The 16,199-nt window shown below is 65.2% G+C and carries 15 protein-coding genes; 9 read left to right on the forward strand and 6 right to left on the reverse strand.

Features of this window, described 5'->3' with window-relative positions:
- Positions 1-5 precede the first annotated feature (5 nt).
- Complete coding sequence (locus ACLHZ1_RS05210) at positions 6-524, forward strand: hypothetical protein (protein ID WP_427261246.1); 519 nt, start codon at positions 6-8, stop codon at positions 522-524.
- Positions 521-1,801, forward strand: a complete 1,281-nt coding sequence (locus ACLHZ1_RS05215) for a sigma 54-interacting transcriptional regulator (RefSeq protein ID WP_427261247.1) — start codon at positions 521-523, stop codon at positions 1,799-1,801. Before ACLHZ1_RS05210 ends, ACLHZ1_RS05215 begins: the two co-directional genes overlap by 4 nt.
- A 7-nt stretch (positions 1,802-1,808) precedes the next feature.
- On the opposite strand, the gene ACLHZ1_RS05220 is transcribed toward ACLHZ1_RS05215, so the two are convergent.
- Positions 1,809-2,294: a DUF1097 domain-containing protein gene (locus ACLHZ1_RS05220; protein ID WP_427261248.1), complete on the reverse strand. Its 486-nt coding sequence runs from the start codon at positions 2,292-2,294 to the stop codon at positions 1,809-1,811.
- A gap of 382 nt (positions 2,295-2,676) precedes the next feature.
- Between ACLHZ1_RS05220 and msrP the strand changes: the two genes are divergently transcribed.
- Together msrP and ACLHZ1_RS05230 are read left to right on the forward strand one after the other, a co-directional pair.
- A complete protein-coding gene (gene msrP, locus ACLHZ1_RS05225) occupies positions 2,677-3,678 on the forward strand; it encodes a protein-methionine-sulfoxide reductase catalytic subunit MsrP (protein WP_427261249.1) in 1,002 nt (333 codons plus the stop codon).
- 97 nt (positions 3,679-3,775) lie between these two features.
- Entirely contained in the window at positions 3,776-4,426 is a 651-nt protein-coding gene (locus ACLHZ1_RS05230; protein WP_427261250.1) for a protein-methionine-sulfoxide reductase heme-binding subunit MsrQ, read from the forward strand.
- Positions 4,427-4,465: 39 nt separating this feature from the next.
- Here the strand turns inward: ACLHZ1_RS05230 and ACLHZ1_RS05235 are convergent, their stop codons facing one another.
- Complete coding sequence (locus ACLHZ1_RS05235; RefSeq protein ID WP_427261251.1) at positions 4,466-4,720, reverse strand: PepSY domain-containing protein; 255 nt, start codon at positions 4,718-4,720, stop codon at positions 4,466-4,468.
- A 69-nt stretch (positions 4,721-4,789) separates the two neighbouring features.
- Here ACLHZ1_RS05235 and ACLHZ1_RS05240 point away from each other — a divergent pair, with 69 nt between their 5' ends.
- The 4 genes from ACLHZ1_RS05240 (at position 4,790) to ACLHZ1_RS05255 (ending at position 7,760) form a co-directional block, all read left to right on the forward strand.
- On the forward strand, positions 4,790-5,116 hold the full coding sequence (locus ACLHZ1_RS05240; RefSeq protein WP_427261252.1) for a PepSY domain-containing protein: 327 nt from the start codon (positions 4,790-4,792) through the stop codon (positions 5,114-5,116).
- Positions 5,117-5,140: 24 nt separating this feature from the next.
- Complete coding sequence (locus ACLHZ1_RS05245; protein ID WP_408795973.1) at positions 5,141-5,797, forward strand: response regulator transcription factor; 657 nt, start codon at positions 5,141-5,143, stop codon at positions 5,795-5,797.
- A gap of 37 nt (positions 5,798-5,834) precedes the next feature.
- Positions 5,835-7,184, forward strand: coding sequence for a sensor histidine kinase (locus ACLHZ1_RS05250; RefSeq protein WP_427261253.1), 1,350 nt, complete (start codon positions 5,835-5,837; stop codon positions 7,182-7,184).
- A gap of 114 nt (positions 7,185-7,298) precedes the next feature.
- The gene (locus tag ACLHZ1_RS05255; RefSeq protein ID WP_427261254.1) at positions 7,299-7,760 is read left to right on the forward strand and encodes a hypothetical protein; all 462 of its coding nucleotides are present in this window, start codon (positions 7,299-7,301) and stop codon (positions 7,758-7,760) included.
- A 160-nt stretch (positions 7,761-7,920) separates the two neighbouring features.
- On the opposite strand, the gene torA is transcribed toward ACLHZ1_RS05255, so the two are convergent.
- Positions 7,921-10,401: a trimethylamine-N-oxide reductase TorA gene (gene torA, locus ACLHZ1_RS05260; RefSeq protein ID WP_427261255.1), complete on the reverse strand. Its 2,481-nt coding sequence runs from the start codon at positions 10,399-10,401 to the stop codon at positions 7,921-7,923.
- 22 nt (positions 10,402-10,423) lie between these two features.
- Positions 10,424-11,554 carry a NapC/NirT family cytochrome c gene (locus ACLHZ1_RS05265; RefSeq protein WP_427261256.1) on the reverse strand — a complete coding sequence of 377 codons (1,131 nt, stop codon included), beginning with the start codon at positions 11,552-11,554 and terminating at the stop codon, positions 10,424-10,426.
- A gap of 360 nt (positions 11,555-11,914) precedes the next feature.
- Between ACLHZ1_RS05265 and ACLHZ1_RS05270 the strand changes: the two genes are divergently transcribed.
- Positions 11,915-13,915, forward strand: a complete 2,001-nt coding sequence (locus ACLHZ1_RS05270) for a DNA topoisomerase III (protein WP_427261257.1) — start codon at positions 11,915-11,917, stop codon at positions 13,913-13,915.
- A 78-nt stretch (positions 13,916-13,993) separates the two neighbouring features.
- Here the strand turns inward: ACLHZ1_RS05270 and ACLHZ1_RS05275 are convergent, their stop codons facing one another.
- Positions 13,994-15,352, reverse strand: a complete 1,359-nt coding sequence (locus ACLHZ1_RS05275; protein WP_427261258.1) for a TrkH family potassium uptake protein — start codon at positions 15,350-15,352, stop codon at positions 13,994-13,996.
- Positions 15,349-16,002 (reverse strand): potassium channel family protein, encoded by a 654-nt coding sequence (locus tag ACLHZ1_RS05280; protein WP_427261259.1) that lies wholly within the window; start codon positions 16,000-16,002, stop codon positions 15,349-15,351. Before ACLHZ1_RS05280 ends, ACLHZ1_RS05275 begins: the two co-directional genes overlap by 4 nt.
- Positions 16,003-16,199: the final 197 nt, after the last annotated feature.

Below are 16,199 nucleotides of genomic sequence, written 5' to 3' on the forward strand. Positions count from 1 at the left end.
TACCTATGATCAAACGACTGATGTTTCCCGCCCTGCTGGCGGGCATGTTGACGGGGTGCGGCCTGCTGCCGCGCCAGGAGCCCGCCTCGGTCACGGATGCCGAGCTGACCCAGCGCATGGAGTTTGCCAACAAGGAGATGCAGGTGCGCCTGCAATATTCCGACTGGTTGCTGGCCAGTCAGCCGCAACAGCGGGAGCAGGAGCGTGAGCGGCTGCGCAACCAGCCGGATCTGGAGAGCCGGGTCAGCCTGGCCATGGTCAACAGCCATCCCGCCGAGTCGGTGGCGAGCCGCCGCGCCGGACTCGATGCCCTCAAGGGGTTGCAGCCCGAACTCGGCCTGGACGCCCAGGCCTTCCTGCGCAGCTGGATTGCCCTGGGCGAGCAGCTGCTGGCCCGCGACAGCCGGCGCGACGACCAGAGCCAGGAGGTGCAGCGGCTCAAGCGGCAGATAGAGCAGCTCTCCGCCATCGATGAGCAGCTCAACCGACGCAAGTATCAGGAGTCGGGGAGTGCCTTGCCATGAGCCGTATCTTGTTGGTGGATGATGATGCCAGCCTGCTCAAGCTGATGGGCATGCGGCTGCGCAGCCAGGGTTACGAGGTGGACACCGCCGACAGCGCCGAGGCGGCCCTCGATCGGTTGCGCCAGCGGCGGGCCGATCTGGTGCTGAGCGATCTGCGCATGGGAGGCATGGATGGACTGGCGCTGTTCGAGAAGATCCAGGCCCAGTGGCTGGGGATGCCCGTCATCATCATGACGGCCCACGGCACCATTCCCGATGCCATTCAGGCGACCCGCTCCGGGGTGTTCAGCTTCCTGACCAAGCCCATCGACAAGGACGAGCTGCTGAGCACCATAGAGCATGCCCTCAGCCTGACCCGTCCCAAGCAGACCTGGGAGTGGCAGTCCCAGATCCTGACCCGCAACCCCCAGATGGAGCAGATCCTGATCCAGGCCAGCACCATCGCCGGCATGGAGGTGCCCGTGCTGATCCTGGGACCGTCCGGTGCGGGCAAGGGGCTCATGGCCCAGACCCTGTACCAGGCCAGTAGCCGGCGGGATCGGCCGTTCCACGCCATCAACTGTGCGGCCTTCTCCTGGGAGGTGCTGGATCGGGAGCTGTTTGGCGAGGATGGCCGCTCCGGCCTGTTCGACCAGGCCAGGGGCGCGACCCTCTTCCTCGACGAGATAGGCAACCTGTCGGCCTCGCTGCAGGCCAAGCTGTTGCAGGTGCTGCAGGAGTATGGCCAGGGGACGCCCGAGGTAAGGGTGATCAGCGCCAGCCATCAGGATCTGGTGGCGGCCATGGACGAGGGGCGGTTTCGCGAGGATCTCTTCTATCGGCTCAACGTCGCCAACATTACCCTGCCGCCCCTGTGCAACCGCAGCGAGGACATCCCCCTGCTGGCCAGACAGGCGCTCGATGGCTACCGGGCGCGCCACCCAGACTGTCTGGCGATGGGCTTCTCCCCCGAGGCGCTGGCCATGCTGGCCAGTGCCGCCTGGCCGGGCAACGTGCGCCAGCTCTCCAGCCTGGTGGAACAGCTGGCAAGCCTGTGCAGCAGCCCGGTGATCGGGGCCGTCATGGTGGAGTCCGCCCTGAGCGGTCACAGCGGCGGCATCCCCTCCTTCAACGAGGCCAGGGCCGAGTTCGAGAAGGAGTACCTGATCCGCCTGCTGCGTACCACAGAGGGCAATGTCACCCTGGCCGCCAACATGGCGGGACGCAATCGCACCGACTTTTACAAGCTGCTCAACCGCCACCATATAGAGGCCGCCAACTTCAAGCCCAAGGGGTGAGGGAGGATCAGGCCGAGGGGCTGGTCTGCCGGGCGGATGGGGCCGGCCGCTGGCTGCGGTGCGACAACCAGAGGCCGCTCGCCTTCATCAGGTAGCCAAACAGGGCGCCCAGCACCAGGGAGGGCAGGACCAGGCGCCACTCTCCCGCCGCGCCAAAGGTGGCGCAGCAGCCGGCGAAGGTGCCGGGAATATAGGCCAGCCACTGCTGCCTGGCCTGCATGCACATCAGGGTCGCCACCACCCCGGTCATCAGATAGCCCGCCACGCCGGCTCCCCACCAGGACTCCCCATGAATGAGCAGCAGAGCCCAGAGCATGCCACTGGCATTGCACAGCAGGGTCTGACCCAGGGCGCGCACGCCGCCCTGGGAGGCGAAATAGCTGGTGCAGCCGAGGAAACCAACCCAGGAGAGGAGACCGAGCGCCACGGCCAGCCAGCCCCAGAGGGCGGAGAGCAGGCCCGTGGTGAGGGCAATGGCAAGCAGCGGAGACATGGCGATACACCCCTGGCAATGTGGAAAGGGCGGGAGAATACCCCTGTGCAAAGCAGCGGCAAGGCGGGGCGCAGCGAGCCGTGATCCAGATCACGCTTCGACCGGCAGGAATACGCTTGCGCTCGCGAAAAAGATTCACTGGCCGACCCCTCCTGGCTGCACCATAGTTATGGGCCCCGTCGCCTCGAAGGAGTGAGTCTCATGTCGTCAAACGTCCTGGTTCCCCTGCTTGTCTTCGTCATGCTGTTTCTGGTCGGCACCCTGTGCAAGGGGCTCCCTTACGCCCCATGACCCGCTCGGTTGCCTTTTTTGTCATGGGATGAAAGGGATCTGGCGGTGACGCGGTCTCATCATTAACACCTCATCCCGACGGGAGCCCTGCATGCTGATCAAGTCTTCTTCTTCCCATCATCCGACCGAGGCCGATGTCACCCCGGAGCAGGTCTACCGGGACCGGCGCCTGGTGCTCAAGGGGCTGGGGCTCGGGGCCGCCAGCCTGGCCCTGCCCGCCCAGGCCAGCCTGCTCGATTTGTTCAAGGGCGACGCCGCTCCGGCCCCGGCAGGCAAACCCCTCAAGGCCAGTCCGGCGCCGCGCCCAGAGGGCCTGGTGCTGACCCCCTATGACAAGGCGACCAGTCACAACAACTTCTACGAGCTGGGCACCGGCAAGGGGGATCCGGCTCGCAACGCGCACTACCTCAAGACCGAGCCCTGGACCCTGAAGGTCGGCGGCGAGGTCGAGCGCCCCTTCACCCTGGATGTGAAGGATCTGGTGGACAAGGGGCCCCTGGAGGAGCGCATCTACCGGCTGCGCTGTGTCGAGGCCTGGTCCATGGTGCTGCCCTGGAGTGGCATCTCCCTGGCCGACATCATCAAGCGGGCCGCCCCCACCAGCCGTGCCAAGTTCGTGGCGTTCGAGACCCTGTATGATCCTGATCAGCTGCCGGGGCAGGCTTCCCGCTCCCTCGGCGGCGGCATCGATTACCCCTATGTGGAGGGGCTGCGCATCGACGAGGCCATGCACCCGCTCGCCTTCCTGGCGGTCGGCCTCTATGGCAAGACGCTGCCGGGGCAAAATGGCGCCCCCATCCGGCTGCTGGTGCCCTGGAAGTACGGCTTCAAGAGCATCAAGAGCATCGTCTCCATCCGGCTGGTGGAGGCGATGCCACCCACCACCTGGAACCTACTGGCGCCGAACGAATATGGCTTCTACGCCAACGTCAATCCAGAGGTGGATCACCCGCGCTGGAGCCAGGCCAGCGAACGCTTCATCGGCGAGGGGGGGATCTTTGGCGCCAAGCGCCAGCCCACCCTGATGTTCAACGGCTACGGGGAGGAGGTCGCCTCCCTCTATCAGGGCATGGATCTGCGCAAATGGTATTGAGACTGACGCTCTGCCCGAATGGTCTCTTGCCCCCTTCTCCCCTGGCGGGAGAAGGGTTGGGGATGAGGGGTGGGAAAAACATAACGGGAACAGCGATATGACGCCGAGACTGAAAACAGCCCATATCAATGGCTTGCGCCTGCTGGTGCACCTGGGTGCCTTGGGGAGTCTGCTCTGGCTCGGCTATGCCGTGCCGGCCGGCTTGCTGGGGGGGGATCCGGTGCAGGGGCTGACTCACTATCTCGGCAAGGGGGCCCTGCATCTGCTGCTGCTCACCCTGCTGGTCTCGCCGCTCGCCAAGCGCTGGCGCCAGGGCCAGCTCGTCAAGCTGCGCCGTCCTCTCGGGCTCTGGTGTGCCACCTGGGCGTCATTGCACTTCATGGTGTGGTTGGGGCTGGATCTGCAGTTCGACTGGGGGCTGATCGGCGGCGAGCTGGTGAAGCGCAGCTACATAGTGGTGGGGGCCATCGCCCTGCTGCTGTTGCTGGCGCTCGGCATCACCTCGATCCCGGCCCTGCTGCGGGCCATGGGGCCGAGTTGGCAGCGGCTGCACAACTGGATCTATGCCGTGGCCCTGCTGGTGCCTGTGCACTACTGGTGGTCGGTCAAGAGCGGCTGGCAGGAGCCCCTCATCTACCTGTTGCTGGCCCTGGCGCTGCTCTGGCCGCGGCGGGACAGGCTGCTCAAGCCCTGGCGCGGCCGCCCCAAGGGGCAGCGTCGCGACAAGCTCAATGCAAGAGAGGCCTGATGGCCTCTCTTGCATTGGCGGCTGGGGAGGGGGCGGCCCTTACTGCGGCTCCTGGCTCAGCAGCTCGCCGCTGCGGGCATCCACCACCAGGCGCACCCGCCGGGAGGCGTCGTCCAGGGCATCGACCTCGAACCGATCTTCGGTCAGGGTGACTTCCCGGATATCGTGATACCCTTTCGCCACCAGCAGTTTCATCAGTTCTGCCATCTCGAGCCGCCCCTGCTGTGCCCCCGCCCAGAGCGGTGTCAGGCTGAGCAACAGGGCCAGTATGGGGAAAATCGTGCGCGGGATCATATTCATTCCGGATTCAGGGCTGGCAGACTATAACCGCGATCATGCTAGGTTTCTGGAGATGAATCCCCCATGAATAGAGCCCTGGGTCTGTTTGCCCTGTTGTGCTCCCTGGCTGCCCATGGCGAGCCGAGCGAGGCGCAGCTGCAACAGGCGGTCAGCGAGGGACGGGTGAAACCCTTCCACGAGGTGATGGCGGCGGCGGCCCATCTGCCGGGGCGGGTGCTGCGGGTCGATCTGAGCGAACAGGATGGGCGCTGGCTCTACGAGCTCAGGATGATCGATCGGGAAAACAGCGTCATCAAGGTCGGTTACCGCGCCGATACCCTGGAAATGGTGTGGCTCAAGGGCCATCATCTCGAACATCTCTTCATTCCGCCGGCGCCCGTCGCCGAGTGACATCCCATTCATTGGACCCAATCTATGCGCATTCTGATCGTTGAAGATGAAAAGACCCTGGCCAACCAGCTGGCCGAGCAACTGCGACAGTCCGGTTTCGTCACCGATCTCTGCCACGATGGCAACGAGGCCGGTTTCCTCGGGGAGACGGAACCCTATGACGCCATCATCCTGGATCTCGGCCTGCCGGGGCGCGATGGCCTGAGCATCCTCAAGGAGTGGCGCAGCAAGGAGATGACGACCCCAGTGCTGGTGCTGACCGCCCGTGGCCAGCTGCACGAGAAGATAGAGGGGCTCAACGCCGGGGCCGATGACTACCTCACCAAGCCGTTCCAGGTCGCCGAACTGGTGGCCAGGGTCCATGCCCTGGTGCGCCGCGCCGCCGGCAATGCCAGCTCCATTCTGGAGATGGGCGGCGTGCGCCTGGACATGGCCGCCTCCCAGGTGTGGTACGAGGGGACCCCCATCAAGCTCACCGCCCACGAGTTCCGGGTGCTCGGCTACCTGATGCAGCACAAGGGCAAGGTGGTGTCCCGCAGCGAGCTCATCGATCACATCTACGCCCAGGACTTTGACCGCGACTCCAACACGGTGGAGGTGTTCATCGGCCGGATCCGCAAGAAGACCCACGCTGACCTGATCGAGACGGTGCGCGGACTCGGCTACCGGATCAACGAATGAGTCAGACCCCGCAGCAAGGGCGCCAGGGGCGTCTTGAATGAGGCTGGTACGGACCCTGCGGGGACGGCTGGTGGCCATCGCCCTCATCTGGTGCGGTCTCTTTCTCTCCGCCACCGGCTTCAGCCTGCAGACCATGATGCGCAACTACTGGCAGGAGGCGGAAGCCGACAGCCTGAGGCTGCAGCTCTATGACCTGCTGGCGCGACTGGAGGTGCAGCACAGCGGCCTGCCCGCAGTCACCGAGCCCATGGCCGATCCCCGCTATCGGCAGCCCTATTCCGGCTATTACTGGCAGCTGGAGCTGGGGGAGCAGATCGTCAGCCGTTCCCGCTCGCTCTGGGACACCAACCTCAAGAGCCATGGCCTCAAGTCCGCCTTCGGGGATCCGGATCTCTTCCTCGGCAGGGGGCCCAATCACGAGCCCCTGCTGATCATGACCCGCAATGTCCTGCTGCCCGGATCGGATCGAGTGTTTACCCTGGTGATGGCCAAGGACAGCACGGCCCTGACCGAGACGCTGCGCAAGACCCGGATCGGCCTCTTTCTCGGCCTGGGCTTCGCCGCCACCGGCCTGCTGCTCGGCTTCACCTTCCAGATAGTCTATGGCCTGCGCCCGCTCCACCTGCTGCGGCGCGAGCTGGTGCGGGTCCATCAGGGACACCAGGAGGGGTTCCGCCTGCGCTATCCCCTGGAGATCCAGCCCCTGGTGGAGGATATCAACCGCCTGCTGCACCACTATGGCGAGCTGTTGCAGCGGGCCCGGGCCCACACCGGTAACCTGGCCCACGCCCTCAAGACGCCGCTGAGCATCATGCGCAACCAGCTGGCCCAGCTGCCCCCCGAGGAGCAGGGGGCCATGCTGGAGCAGCTCGACAAGATACAGCGCCACATCGACTATCACCTGGGCAAGGCGCGGGTGACCGGCGCCGCCAAGGTGCTTGGGGTCTCCACCCCGGTGCGGGCCCGGGTGGAGTATATCTGCCGCGCCTTCTCCCGCCTCTATCCGGGCAGGGAGCTGGATCTGCAGGTGCCCGCCACCCTGGCGGTCGGTGTGGAGGAGCAGGACTTTGACGAGATGGTCGGCAACCTGCTGGAAAACGCCTACAAGTGGTCGGCGGGCCGGTTGCGGGTCTCCAGCGCCGAGCTGGGAGGCTGGATCAGCCTGCGCATCGAGGATGACGGCCCCGGTATGACGGAGGATCAGATCGCCCGCGCCGTGCTGCGCGGGGTGCGCCTCGATGAGAAGGTGCCCGGCTCCGGGCTCGGCCTCAACATCGTATCCGACCTGGCCGAAGCCTATCGCGGCAGCCTCATCATGGGCCGTGCCGAACTGGGGGGGCTGGCGGCCTCCCTCTCCCTGCCCAAGGTGGCGCGGGTCGACGGCTGAGGCCGCACGACGCCGACCCCTTGTTTCATGCCGGGCCCGCCCCCCATCCGGAGTGGCGAGGGGGCCGGGCCGGGCTTACTATGTGGCATCTGTTGACGCCTAAGGAAGAGATTCATGACCGACGATCCGTGGGCATTGTGCCATCTTGATGATTCATTCGATGCCTCCGTGCTGGGTACCAAAGGGGCCCAGATCCAGTGGTTTGAAGAGAGAGAGAGCCTGATCGAGTACCTGCTGGAAGAGTTTGTCGACCTGCTGGCCGACGTGGGTGAGCTGGATGAGGATCAGACCGAGCAGGCCCGGGAGCGCTTTGCCCTGCTGGTGGAGCAGAACCCGGACAACCGCGCCCTGGTCGATGCCATCAATGACCTCGCCAGCGGCCTGCGCCGCATCGCCTGGCTGGGGCCCCTCTCCGAGCTGGCCGAGGTGAGCGACGAGTTCGCCAGCGGGCTGCGTACCTATTTCTGGACCCAGTATGACGGTGACGAGGATGACCCGGATGCCTGGGTGCCGGAAGATCTCTGGCCCCAGCTGGTGGAGTGTGCCCAGGAGTATATGGAGGAGGGGGACTTCTGAATTATCAGCCTGTGCTCTGGCCTCCCCTCGTGGGTGGAGTGTGCCCAGGAGCATATGGAAGAAGGGGATTTTTAAATCTGTCCCGACCATGTCTGCTCTTTGGCAGACAGACAAAGAAACGGCGCCTTTCGGCGCCGTTTTTCATGGTCAGCAGACAGGATCAGGCATTGGCCGGTACCGCGTGGGCGGTATTGGCCAGCACCGGGCCTGTGTACTTCTCTATCTGCAGCTGGGCCATGTGGCCGCAGTTGCCCTGGGCCAGGCTCGACGACCCTTCGTCGAAGGTGAGGCAGTTGACGTTGCCGTTCTTGCACAGGGCGCCCACCTTGCCTGGCTCGGCGGGGTCGAACCAGGCCCCCTCGCAGATGCGCACCACCCCGGGGCGCACGTCCCTGGATACCAGCGCCCCCACCAGGATCTGGCCGCGATCGTTGAAGGCGCGCACCAGATCCCCAGCCGCTATGCCCCTGGCCTTGGCGTCATCGGGGTGGATCATGATGGCTTCCCGGTCCGCCACCGCGAACTTGTCCCGCAGGGGGGTGTTGTCGAGCTGGGAGTGCAGCCGCTGGGTCGGGTGGGAGGTGTTGAGGGAGAGGGGATACTGAGCCGCCGCCGGGCCCTGTTTCCACTCCTTGGGCTCGAACCACTTGGCGTGGCCCGCGCAGTCGGCATAGCCCATCCTGGCGATGGTGTTGGAGAAGATCTCTATCTTGCCGGACGGGGTGCCGAGGGGGTTGAGCAGCGGGTTCTCGCGAAAATCGCCGTGGCGGATCCACTGCTTGTTCGCCTCGGGCACCGGGAAGCGCACATAGTTGTTCGACTCCCAGAACATGGTGAAGGGCGGCAGCGCCACCTTGGCGCCCCGGGCCTGGAGGGCCATGGCGTCATACATCTGCTTGAGCCAGAGGGTCTCGTCCTTGCCTTCGGTATAGGCCTCCTCCATGCCCAGCTTGGCGGCCACGGCGCGGAAGATGTCAAAATCGTTGCGAGCCTCAAACTGGGGCGGCACGCACTGGTGCATGGGGAAGACGTAACGCTGGGAGTAGTCGCCCCCCATCTCCAGATCGTTGCGCTCGTAGCTGGTGGTGACCGGCAGCACTATGTCGGCGTGTTTGGCGGTGGCAGTCCAGTAGGGTTCGTGGACGATCACCGTCTCGGGTCTGCGCCAGGCCTGGAGCAGGTTGTTGGTATCCTGATGGTGGTGGAAGGGGTTGCCGCCCGCCACATACACCAGCTTGATGTCCGGATAGGTGACCTTGCGGCCATTGAAGTCGATGGTCTTGCCGGGATTGGCCAGGCAGTCGGCGATGCGGGCCACCGGGATGGGGGCCGGGCTGTTCTTGGGGGCGTCCCCGGCCGAGATGCCGGACAGTATGCCTCCCTTGGCGGTCGGGCTGCCGCCGGAGGAGTAGTGATAGCTGAAGCCGAAGCCGCCGCCCGGCAGGCCGATCTGGCCCAGCATGGCGGCCAGGGTTACCAGCATCCAGTTCGGCTGCTCGCCGTGGTGCTGACGCTGCATGCCCCAGCCCGCCATGATCATGGTGCGCTTGGCGGCCATGTCCAGGGCGAGTTGGGTGATCTGCCCGGCCTCGACCCCGCAGATGGCCGCCGCCCACTCGGCGCTCTTGGGCTGGCCGTCCGTCTTGCCGAGCAGGTAGTCGAGGAACTGGTCGAAGCCGCTGGTGTAGCGATCCAGGAAGGCCTGATCGTGCTTCTTGGCGCGGTAGAGGCTGTGGGCCACCCCCAGCATCATGGCCACATCTGTGTAGGCGTTGGGCGCAATCCACTCGGCGCCGAGCAGCTTGGCGGTCTCGTTGTAGACGGGGTCTATGCTGATGACCCGGGTGCCCTTCTCCTTCAGGGCCAGGAAGCCGGCCTGCCCTTCATGGTCCGGCATGTTCCAGCTGTTCTTGAGGGTGACCTGGGCATTGACGCCCCACAGCACCACCAGTTCGGCATGTTCGACCACATTGGGCCAGGCGGTCTGCTGCTCGTACACCTCGATGGAGCCCATGACGTGGGACATGATCACCTGGGCCGCCCCGGTGGAGTAGTCGCCGGCATAGCCGGTGAAGCCGCCAGAGAGGTTCATCAGCCGGTGCAGCAGGGTGCGGCTGTTGTGGAACAGGCCCACGCTCTTCCAGCCGTAGGAGCCGGCGTGGATCGCCTGGGGGCCGAACTGGCTCTGCACCCGCGTGATCTCGCCCGCCACCAGGTCGATGGCCTGCTCCCAGCTCACCCGTACCCATTCGTCGGCGCCGCGCAGCTCGGGGCTGGCCCCGGGGCCATGCTCGAGCCAGCTCTTGCGCACCATGGGGTACTTGATGCGGTTCTTGGCATGGACCTGATAGGGGGCCATGTCGATGAGGTCGTTCGGGGCTGGATCGTCCGCCACCGGCTGGACACGCACCATGCGGCCATCCTCGACGATGGCCTCGAAGGCGCCCCAGTGGGCCCCGGTGAGTATGCCTTTTTGGGCCGGGACCAGGGTGGTGAACTGATCGAGCGCCGTGCTGATGGCCTTGGCCAGTGCGCTCTTGGGAAAGAGGCCGCCGAGCAGGGGCAGGGCGGCGCAGGCCCCCATGCCCTTGAGCAGGCGGCGGCGGGACAGGTTCGCGGTTTTATCGTTGAAGAGAGTCATAACAGTTCCTTGGTGTCCTGCCTCAGAGAGCCGAATTCGTGTCACTGGCGTGTTTTTGCACGTACTGGGTCAGCATGCGCGCCTGCTCCGGGGTGAGGGAGGTACGCGGTTCCATGCCCTTGATGACGCCGATCCACTGGTTTGCATTGAAGTGATCCAGGGCGGTCAGGCCATGGCAGCCGGTGCAGTTGGCGGACATCAGGGAGGAGGCGTATTGCCACAGCTTCTCCTGGTCGCCGATCAGCTGTGTCTCGTCGACCCAGGCGGTCAGCTTGACCTGATGCCAGGTGAGCTTGGTGCTGGCATCCGTCTCGCTCGCCCCCGTGACCAGCTGTTGCTTGGCCTCGTCGCCGAGCAGCGCGCTCAGGATGCGTTTGCCGGGGGCGGCATAGAAGACATCGGTGACGCCATCTTGCTGCCAGCCGGCGATCTCGACTCGGGCCCGGCCATTGTCATTGCCGAGGATCTCGACCCGGGTGGAAGGCATCAGGTTGCCCTGGTTGGCGTCTGTCTTGGCATCCAGAAACAGCGGCGTGGTGGCGATGGCGTAACGGGTGGTGACACTGGCCGGCGTCTTGGCGGCGGCCTGGGCCAGCTCGCTCGCCCCGGCGGCGGCCAGACCGCTCATGTCCGGCATGATGTGGGCGACGCCGCGGTGGCAGTCGATGCAGGTCTGCCCCTCCTTGATGGCGACCGGGTGTTCGGCGCGGGCATTGGGGCGCTGGGCCAGCACGTCCATCGCCTCATAGCTGTGACAGCTGCGGCAGGTGGCCGAGTCATTGGCCTTGAGCTCGTCCCAGACATGTTGAGCCATCAGCAGCTTGCGATCCTGATACTTCTGCGGCGTATCCAGGGTGCCGATCGCCTCGTGATAGATGTCCTTCACGGCGCGGATCTTGGTCCAGAGGTAGGAGGTGGGGTCCCCCGGGATGTGGCAGTCGGCGCACTCGGCCCTTATGCCCCTGGGATTCTGGAAGTGGACGCTGCCCTGGTACTCGGCGAGCGGGGTCTGCATGGAGTGGCAGGAGACGCAGAACTCGGTGGAGCTGGTCTTGTGCAGTATGGTGGCGGTGACGCCCAGTGCCGCGACGCCCAGCAGGGCCCCGAGCAGCAGGAGCCAGAACCAGGTCTTCTTGAAGAGGGATCCAAGCATGGTGGCAGTTCCTAGGTGAGTATTACCTATATGGTAGTAGGTGGCGCCAGATCAAAGCTTGACACCCATCATTGCAAAACCCAAAAGCCGTCATTTTTCTGCGTTTTCCTGCATAGCATAAAATAATCTCGTGGTTTTTCCACGAATGAGTCCCAATCGTGGTAAGGCCGGATACTGCAGGGGACCCGATCCGGGGGCCTGGCGGCGGCCTCTGGCCCCATGGGGAGCGGGCGATCTTCAGCAGCTTAGTCCAAGCTGCCCGGGCTGGGTCACGACGAGTCGCATCGGTCGGTGCCGGCTTGGGCTTTGTCGGTCGACTGGGTATACTGGCTACATATACAGTATTCAGGTGTGTCAGCCATGCGACTCTTCATCGCGGAAAAACCCAGCCTGGGGCGTGCCATCGCCGATGTGCTACCCAAGCCTCACAAGAAGGGGGAGGGCTACATCGAAACGGCCCAGGGAGATGTGGTGACCTGGTGCATCGGCCATCTGCTGGAGCAGGCCGAGCCCGATGCCTACGACGCCGCCTACAAGCAGTGGCGCATGGAGCAGCTGCCCATCATCCCGGCCCAGTGGCAACTGGTGGCCAAGCCCAAGACCCGCAGCCAGCTCAATGTCATCAAGGGGCTCATCAAGCGGGCCGATTGCGTGGTCAATGCCGGCGACCCGGACAGGGAGGGGCAGCTGCTGGTGGACGAGGTGATCGACTTTCTCGGCTACCCCAAGTCCAGGCCGGTGCAGCGCTGTCTCATCAGCGATCTCAACCCCCCGGCGGTGCGCCGCGCCCTCGACGGCTTGCGCGACAACAAGGAGTTCGTGCCGCTGGCGGTGTCGGCCCTGGCCCGCAGCCGCGCCGACTGGCTCTATGGCATCAACATGACCCGGGCCTATACCCTGCTGGGGCGCAAGGCTGGTTGCAGCACCCTGCTCTCGGTCGGCCGGGTGCAGACTCCCCTGCTCGGCCTGGTGGTGCGCCGTGATCGCGAGATAGAGGCCTTCGTCCCCAAACCCTTCTATGAGGTGCTGGCCCATGTGGTGACCGCGGGCAATGAGCACTTCTGCGCCAAGTGGCTGCCGTCAGAGGCCTGCCAGCCCTGGCAGGACGAGGAGGGGCGGGTGCTCAGGCGCGCCCTGGCCGAGAACGTGGTCAATCGCATCGCGGGCAAGGCCGCACGGGTCGAGGAGGTGGAGGAGCAGGCCCGCAAGCAGGCGCCGCCGCTGCCCTACAACCTCTCCAGCCTGCAGATCGATGCCGCCAAGCGGTTCGGCATGGATGCCAAGCGGGTGCTGGATATCTGCCAGAGCCTCTACGAGCGCCACAAGCTCATCACCTATCCCAGATCCGACAGCCGGCACCTGCCCGGGGATCACCTCGGCCGGGCCCCCCGGGTGCGCGATGCCATTGCCGCCACGGCACCGGCGCTGGCCAGGGCGGTGAGCGAGGCGGATGGCAGCCTGCGCAGCAAGGCGTGGAACGACAGCAAGGTGGACGCCCATCACGCCATCATCCCGACCGAGAAACAGGGCAACGGCGCCACCCTGTCGGCGGATGAGAGCAAGATCTACGGCCTGGTGGCGCGCCAATATCTGCTGCAGTTCTATCCCATGTTCGAATACAACGACAGCCGGGTGCTGCTGCGCATCGAGGGGGGCCTGTTTCAGGCCAAGGCCAGACGCATCGTCAAGGCGGGCTGGAAGGCGCTGCTCGGGGTGGAAGAAGAGGACGACGACGAGAAGGCCGGCACCCTGCCTGCCCTGAAACAGGGGGAGCAGCTGCTCTGCGAGCGGGGCGAGCTGCTGGAGAAGATGACCCAGGCCCCCAAGGCCTTCACCGATGCCAGCCTGCTGGCCGCCATGACGGGGATCGCCCGCTTCGTACAGGATCCCGAGATCCGCAAGACGCTCAGAGAGACGGATGGCCTGGGCACGGAGGCGACCCGGGCCGGCATCATCGACTTGTTGTTCAAGCGTCAGTTTCTGCATCGCCAGGGCAAGAGCATCAAGGCGACCCCGACCGGCCGTGCCCTGATACAGGCCCTGCCCGAGAGTGCCACCACCCCGGACATGACGGCGCTGTGGGAGCAGAGCCTGGGACAGATTGCCGAGCGTCATGGCAGTTACCAGCACTTCATGGGGCCGCTCACCGAGCAGCTCAATGGCCTGATTGAGGGGGCTCGCCACAGCTCAGGGGCCGATTTCGGCGGCCTGCCCAAGGAGAGCGCCGGGCGTCGCTCCTTCCCGAAACGCAAGTCGGCCGGGGCGGGGCGGGGCAGGAAGCCCGGCGCCAAACCCGGTTCCGCCACCTCGTCGACAGGGCGCGGTGCGCCGCGCAGGGCCGGCAAGGGGAAGGCGGCCTGAGGGACCACAGGTCAAAGCGCAATACCAGCGGGGCCCGAGGGCCCCGCTGGTATTGCGGTGTTTTCATGCGGCCGACGGTCAGCCGGTGTGCACGTTCTCTTCCGGATAACGGATGCGGGTCTCGCTCGGCCTGGCCAGCATGAAAGCCAGGGTCAGGGGGCCGAGACGGCCACAGATCATCACCAGCACCAGGATCAGCTTGCCCGGCTCGCTGAGCTGGGTCGTGATCCCGGTGCTGAGTCCCACGGTGGCGAAGGCCGAGATGGTCTCGAACATGATGCGATCGAACGGCAGATCCTCGGTCACCATCAGCAGGAACATGGCCAGCATCAGCACCATGGCGCTGACGATGATGATGGCGAGGGACCGGGTCACCACCTGGGGCGCTATGGTGCGATCGAAGGCGGTGACATGGGGCCGCTTGGTGAGGAAGGCGCGAGTCGCCAGTATCACCACGGCGAAGGTGGTCACCTTGATGCCGCCCCCGGTGGAGGTGGTCCCCGCGCCGATGAACATCAGCATCATCATGAACAGCAGGGCGGGTGGGCCGAACTGACCCAGATCCACCGTATTGAAGCCGGCGGTGCGGGCGCTGGCGGACTGAAAGAAGGCGGCCAGCCACTGCTGGCCCGGGGTAAGGCCGCCCAGGGTGCCCGGGTTGCCGCGCTCCAGCAACCAGAACATCAGGGTGCCGACCAGCAACAGGGCCGGGGTCATCACCAGCATCAGCTTGCTGTGGAGCTTGAGCCTGCGAAATTTGCGGGTGCGCACCAGGTCCATGATGACGGTGAAGCCGATGCCCCCCAGGATCAGCAGGGCGCAGATGGTCAGGCTGATGAGGGGGTCGTCCCGGTAGTCCATGAGGTTGTTGGCAAACAGCGAGAAACCGGCGTTGTTGAAGGCCGAGGCGGCGTGGAAGAAGCTGACGTAGAGACCATGATGCCACCCCAGCTCGGGCACCCAGCGCAGCGCCATGATGGCGGCGCCGATCAACTGGGCCAGCAAGGCGAACACTATGATGCGCTTGACCAGGCGCACTATGTTGATCGACCCCTCCTGACCCAGGGCCTCCTTGGCGAGCACCTGCTGGCGCAGCCCGACCCGCTTGCTGAGCAGGGCCAGCAACAGCACCGTCATGGTCATCTGCCCCAGGCCACCAATTTCCATCAGCACCAGCAGGAACAGCTGCCCCTGCAGGGTGAAGGCACTGCCGGTGTCCACCACCCCCAGCCCGGTCACGCTGATGGCCGAGGTGGCGGTGAACAGGGCGTTGATGAAGCTCACCTCGCCATGGTGGCTGGAGGGCTGGGCCAGAAACAGGGTGCCCAGCGCCAGTATGGCCAGGAAGCTGCCGAGGATGAGCTTGGGCTCGCTCCAGCGGGAGGCGTTATCCGGACGGATGGCGAAGGCGTAGGTGTCACGCCACAGGGAACTCATTGCTTGTCCAGCCAGCGGTCGATGGCATGCTTGTTGCCCGCCAGGATCAGGATGTCGCCGAGGGCCAGGGTCAGGGTGCCGGTCAGCACGTTATGGAGGGTCTGCCCCCGCTTGATCGCCAGCAGCTGAAACTCGGTCTGTTGCAGCAGATCCAGGTCGGCCAGGGTGCGATCGTTGAGTTGCAGACCGATCACGAATTCGGTCAGCACCATGTCGTGCCCCAGCTCCAGGTAGTCGACCAGCCGGGTGTCGAACATGCTCTGGGCGACGCGGCGGCCCATGTCCCACTCGGGATTGATCACCTTGTCGGCCCCGACCTTCTTCAGGATCTTGGCGTGGAACTTGTCGCGGGCCTTGACCCACACCTTCTTCACCCCCGCCTCCTTCAAGACGAGGGTGGTGAGTATGCTGGTCTCCAGGCTGTTGCCGATGGCGACGAAGACGATGTCAAACTCGGCCAGGCCCAGTTCGGCAACCGTGTTCTCGTCGGTGGCGTCCGCCACTATCACATGGCTGCAGAAGGTGGCCACCTGGCGGGTCCTCACCTCATCGATGTCGATGGCCAGGACCTCGGCGTCCTGACGCTCCAGCTCTTCACACAGGGCGGTGCCAAACAGCCCCAGTCCGATCACGGCAAATTGGTTGTTCATCAGTTGTCCTTCCGCAGAGCGAGCCTGTTACTCTAAACCAGCCGAGTGAGTCCGCAAAGGGAACCCGCTCTGCCGGGGGGGCAGATCGACATCACCAGGCCCGCTCGGAGGCGAAGGGGGGTCTGGTAGCCCGCGGGATTTCTCGCCGCGAACCGAGTTGAGGTAGACTGGCGCCCTGTCATTGCCGGGACCCGCAG

Origin of the sequence: Aeromonas sobria, from assembly GCF_050266975.1 — a bacterium.
Classification (GTDB): domain Bacteria; phylum Pseudomonadota; class Gammaproteobacteria; order Enterobacterales; family Aeromonadaceae; genus Aeromonas; species Aeromonas sobria_B.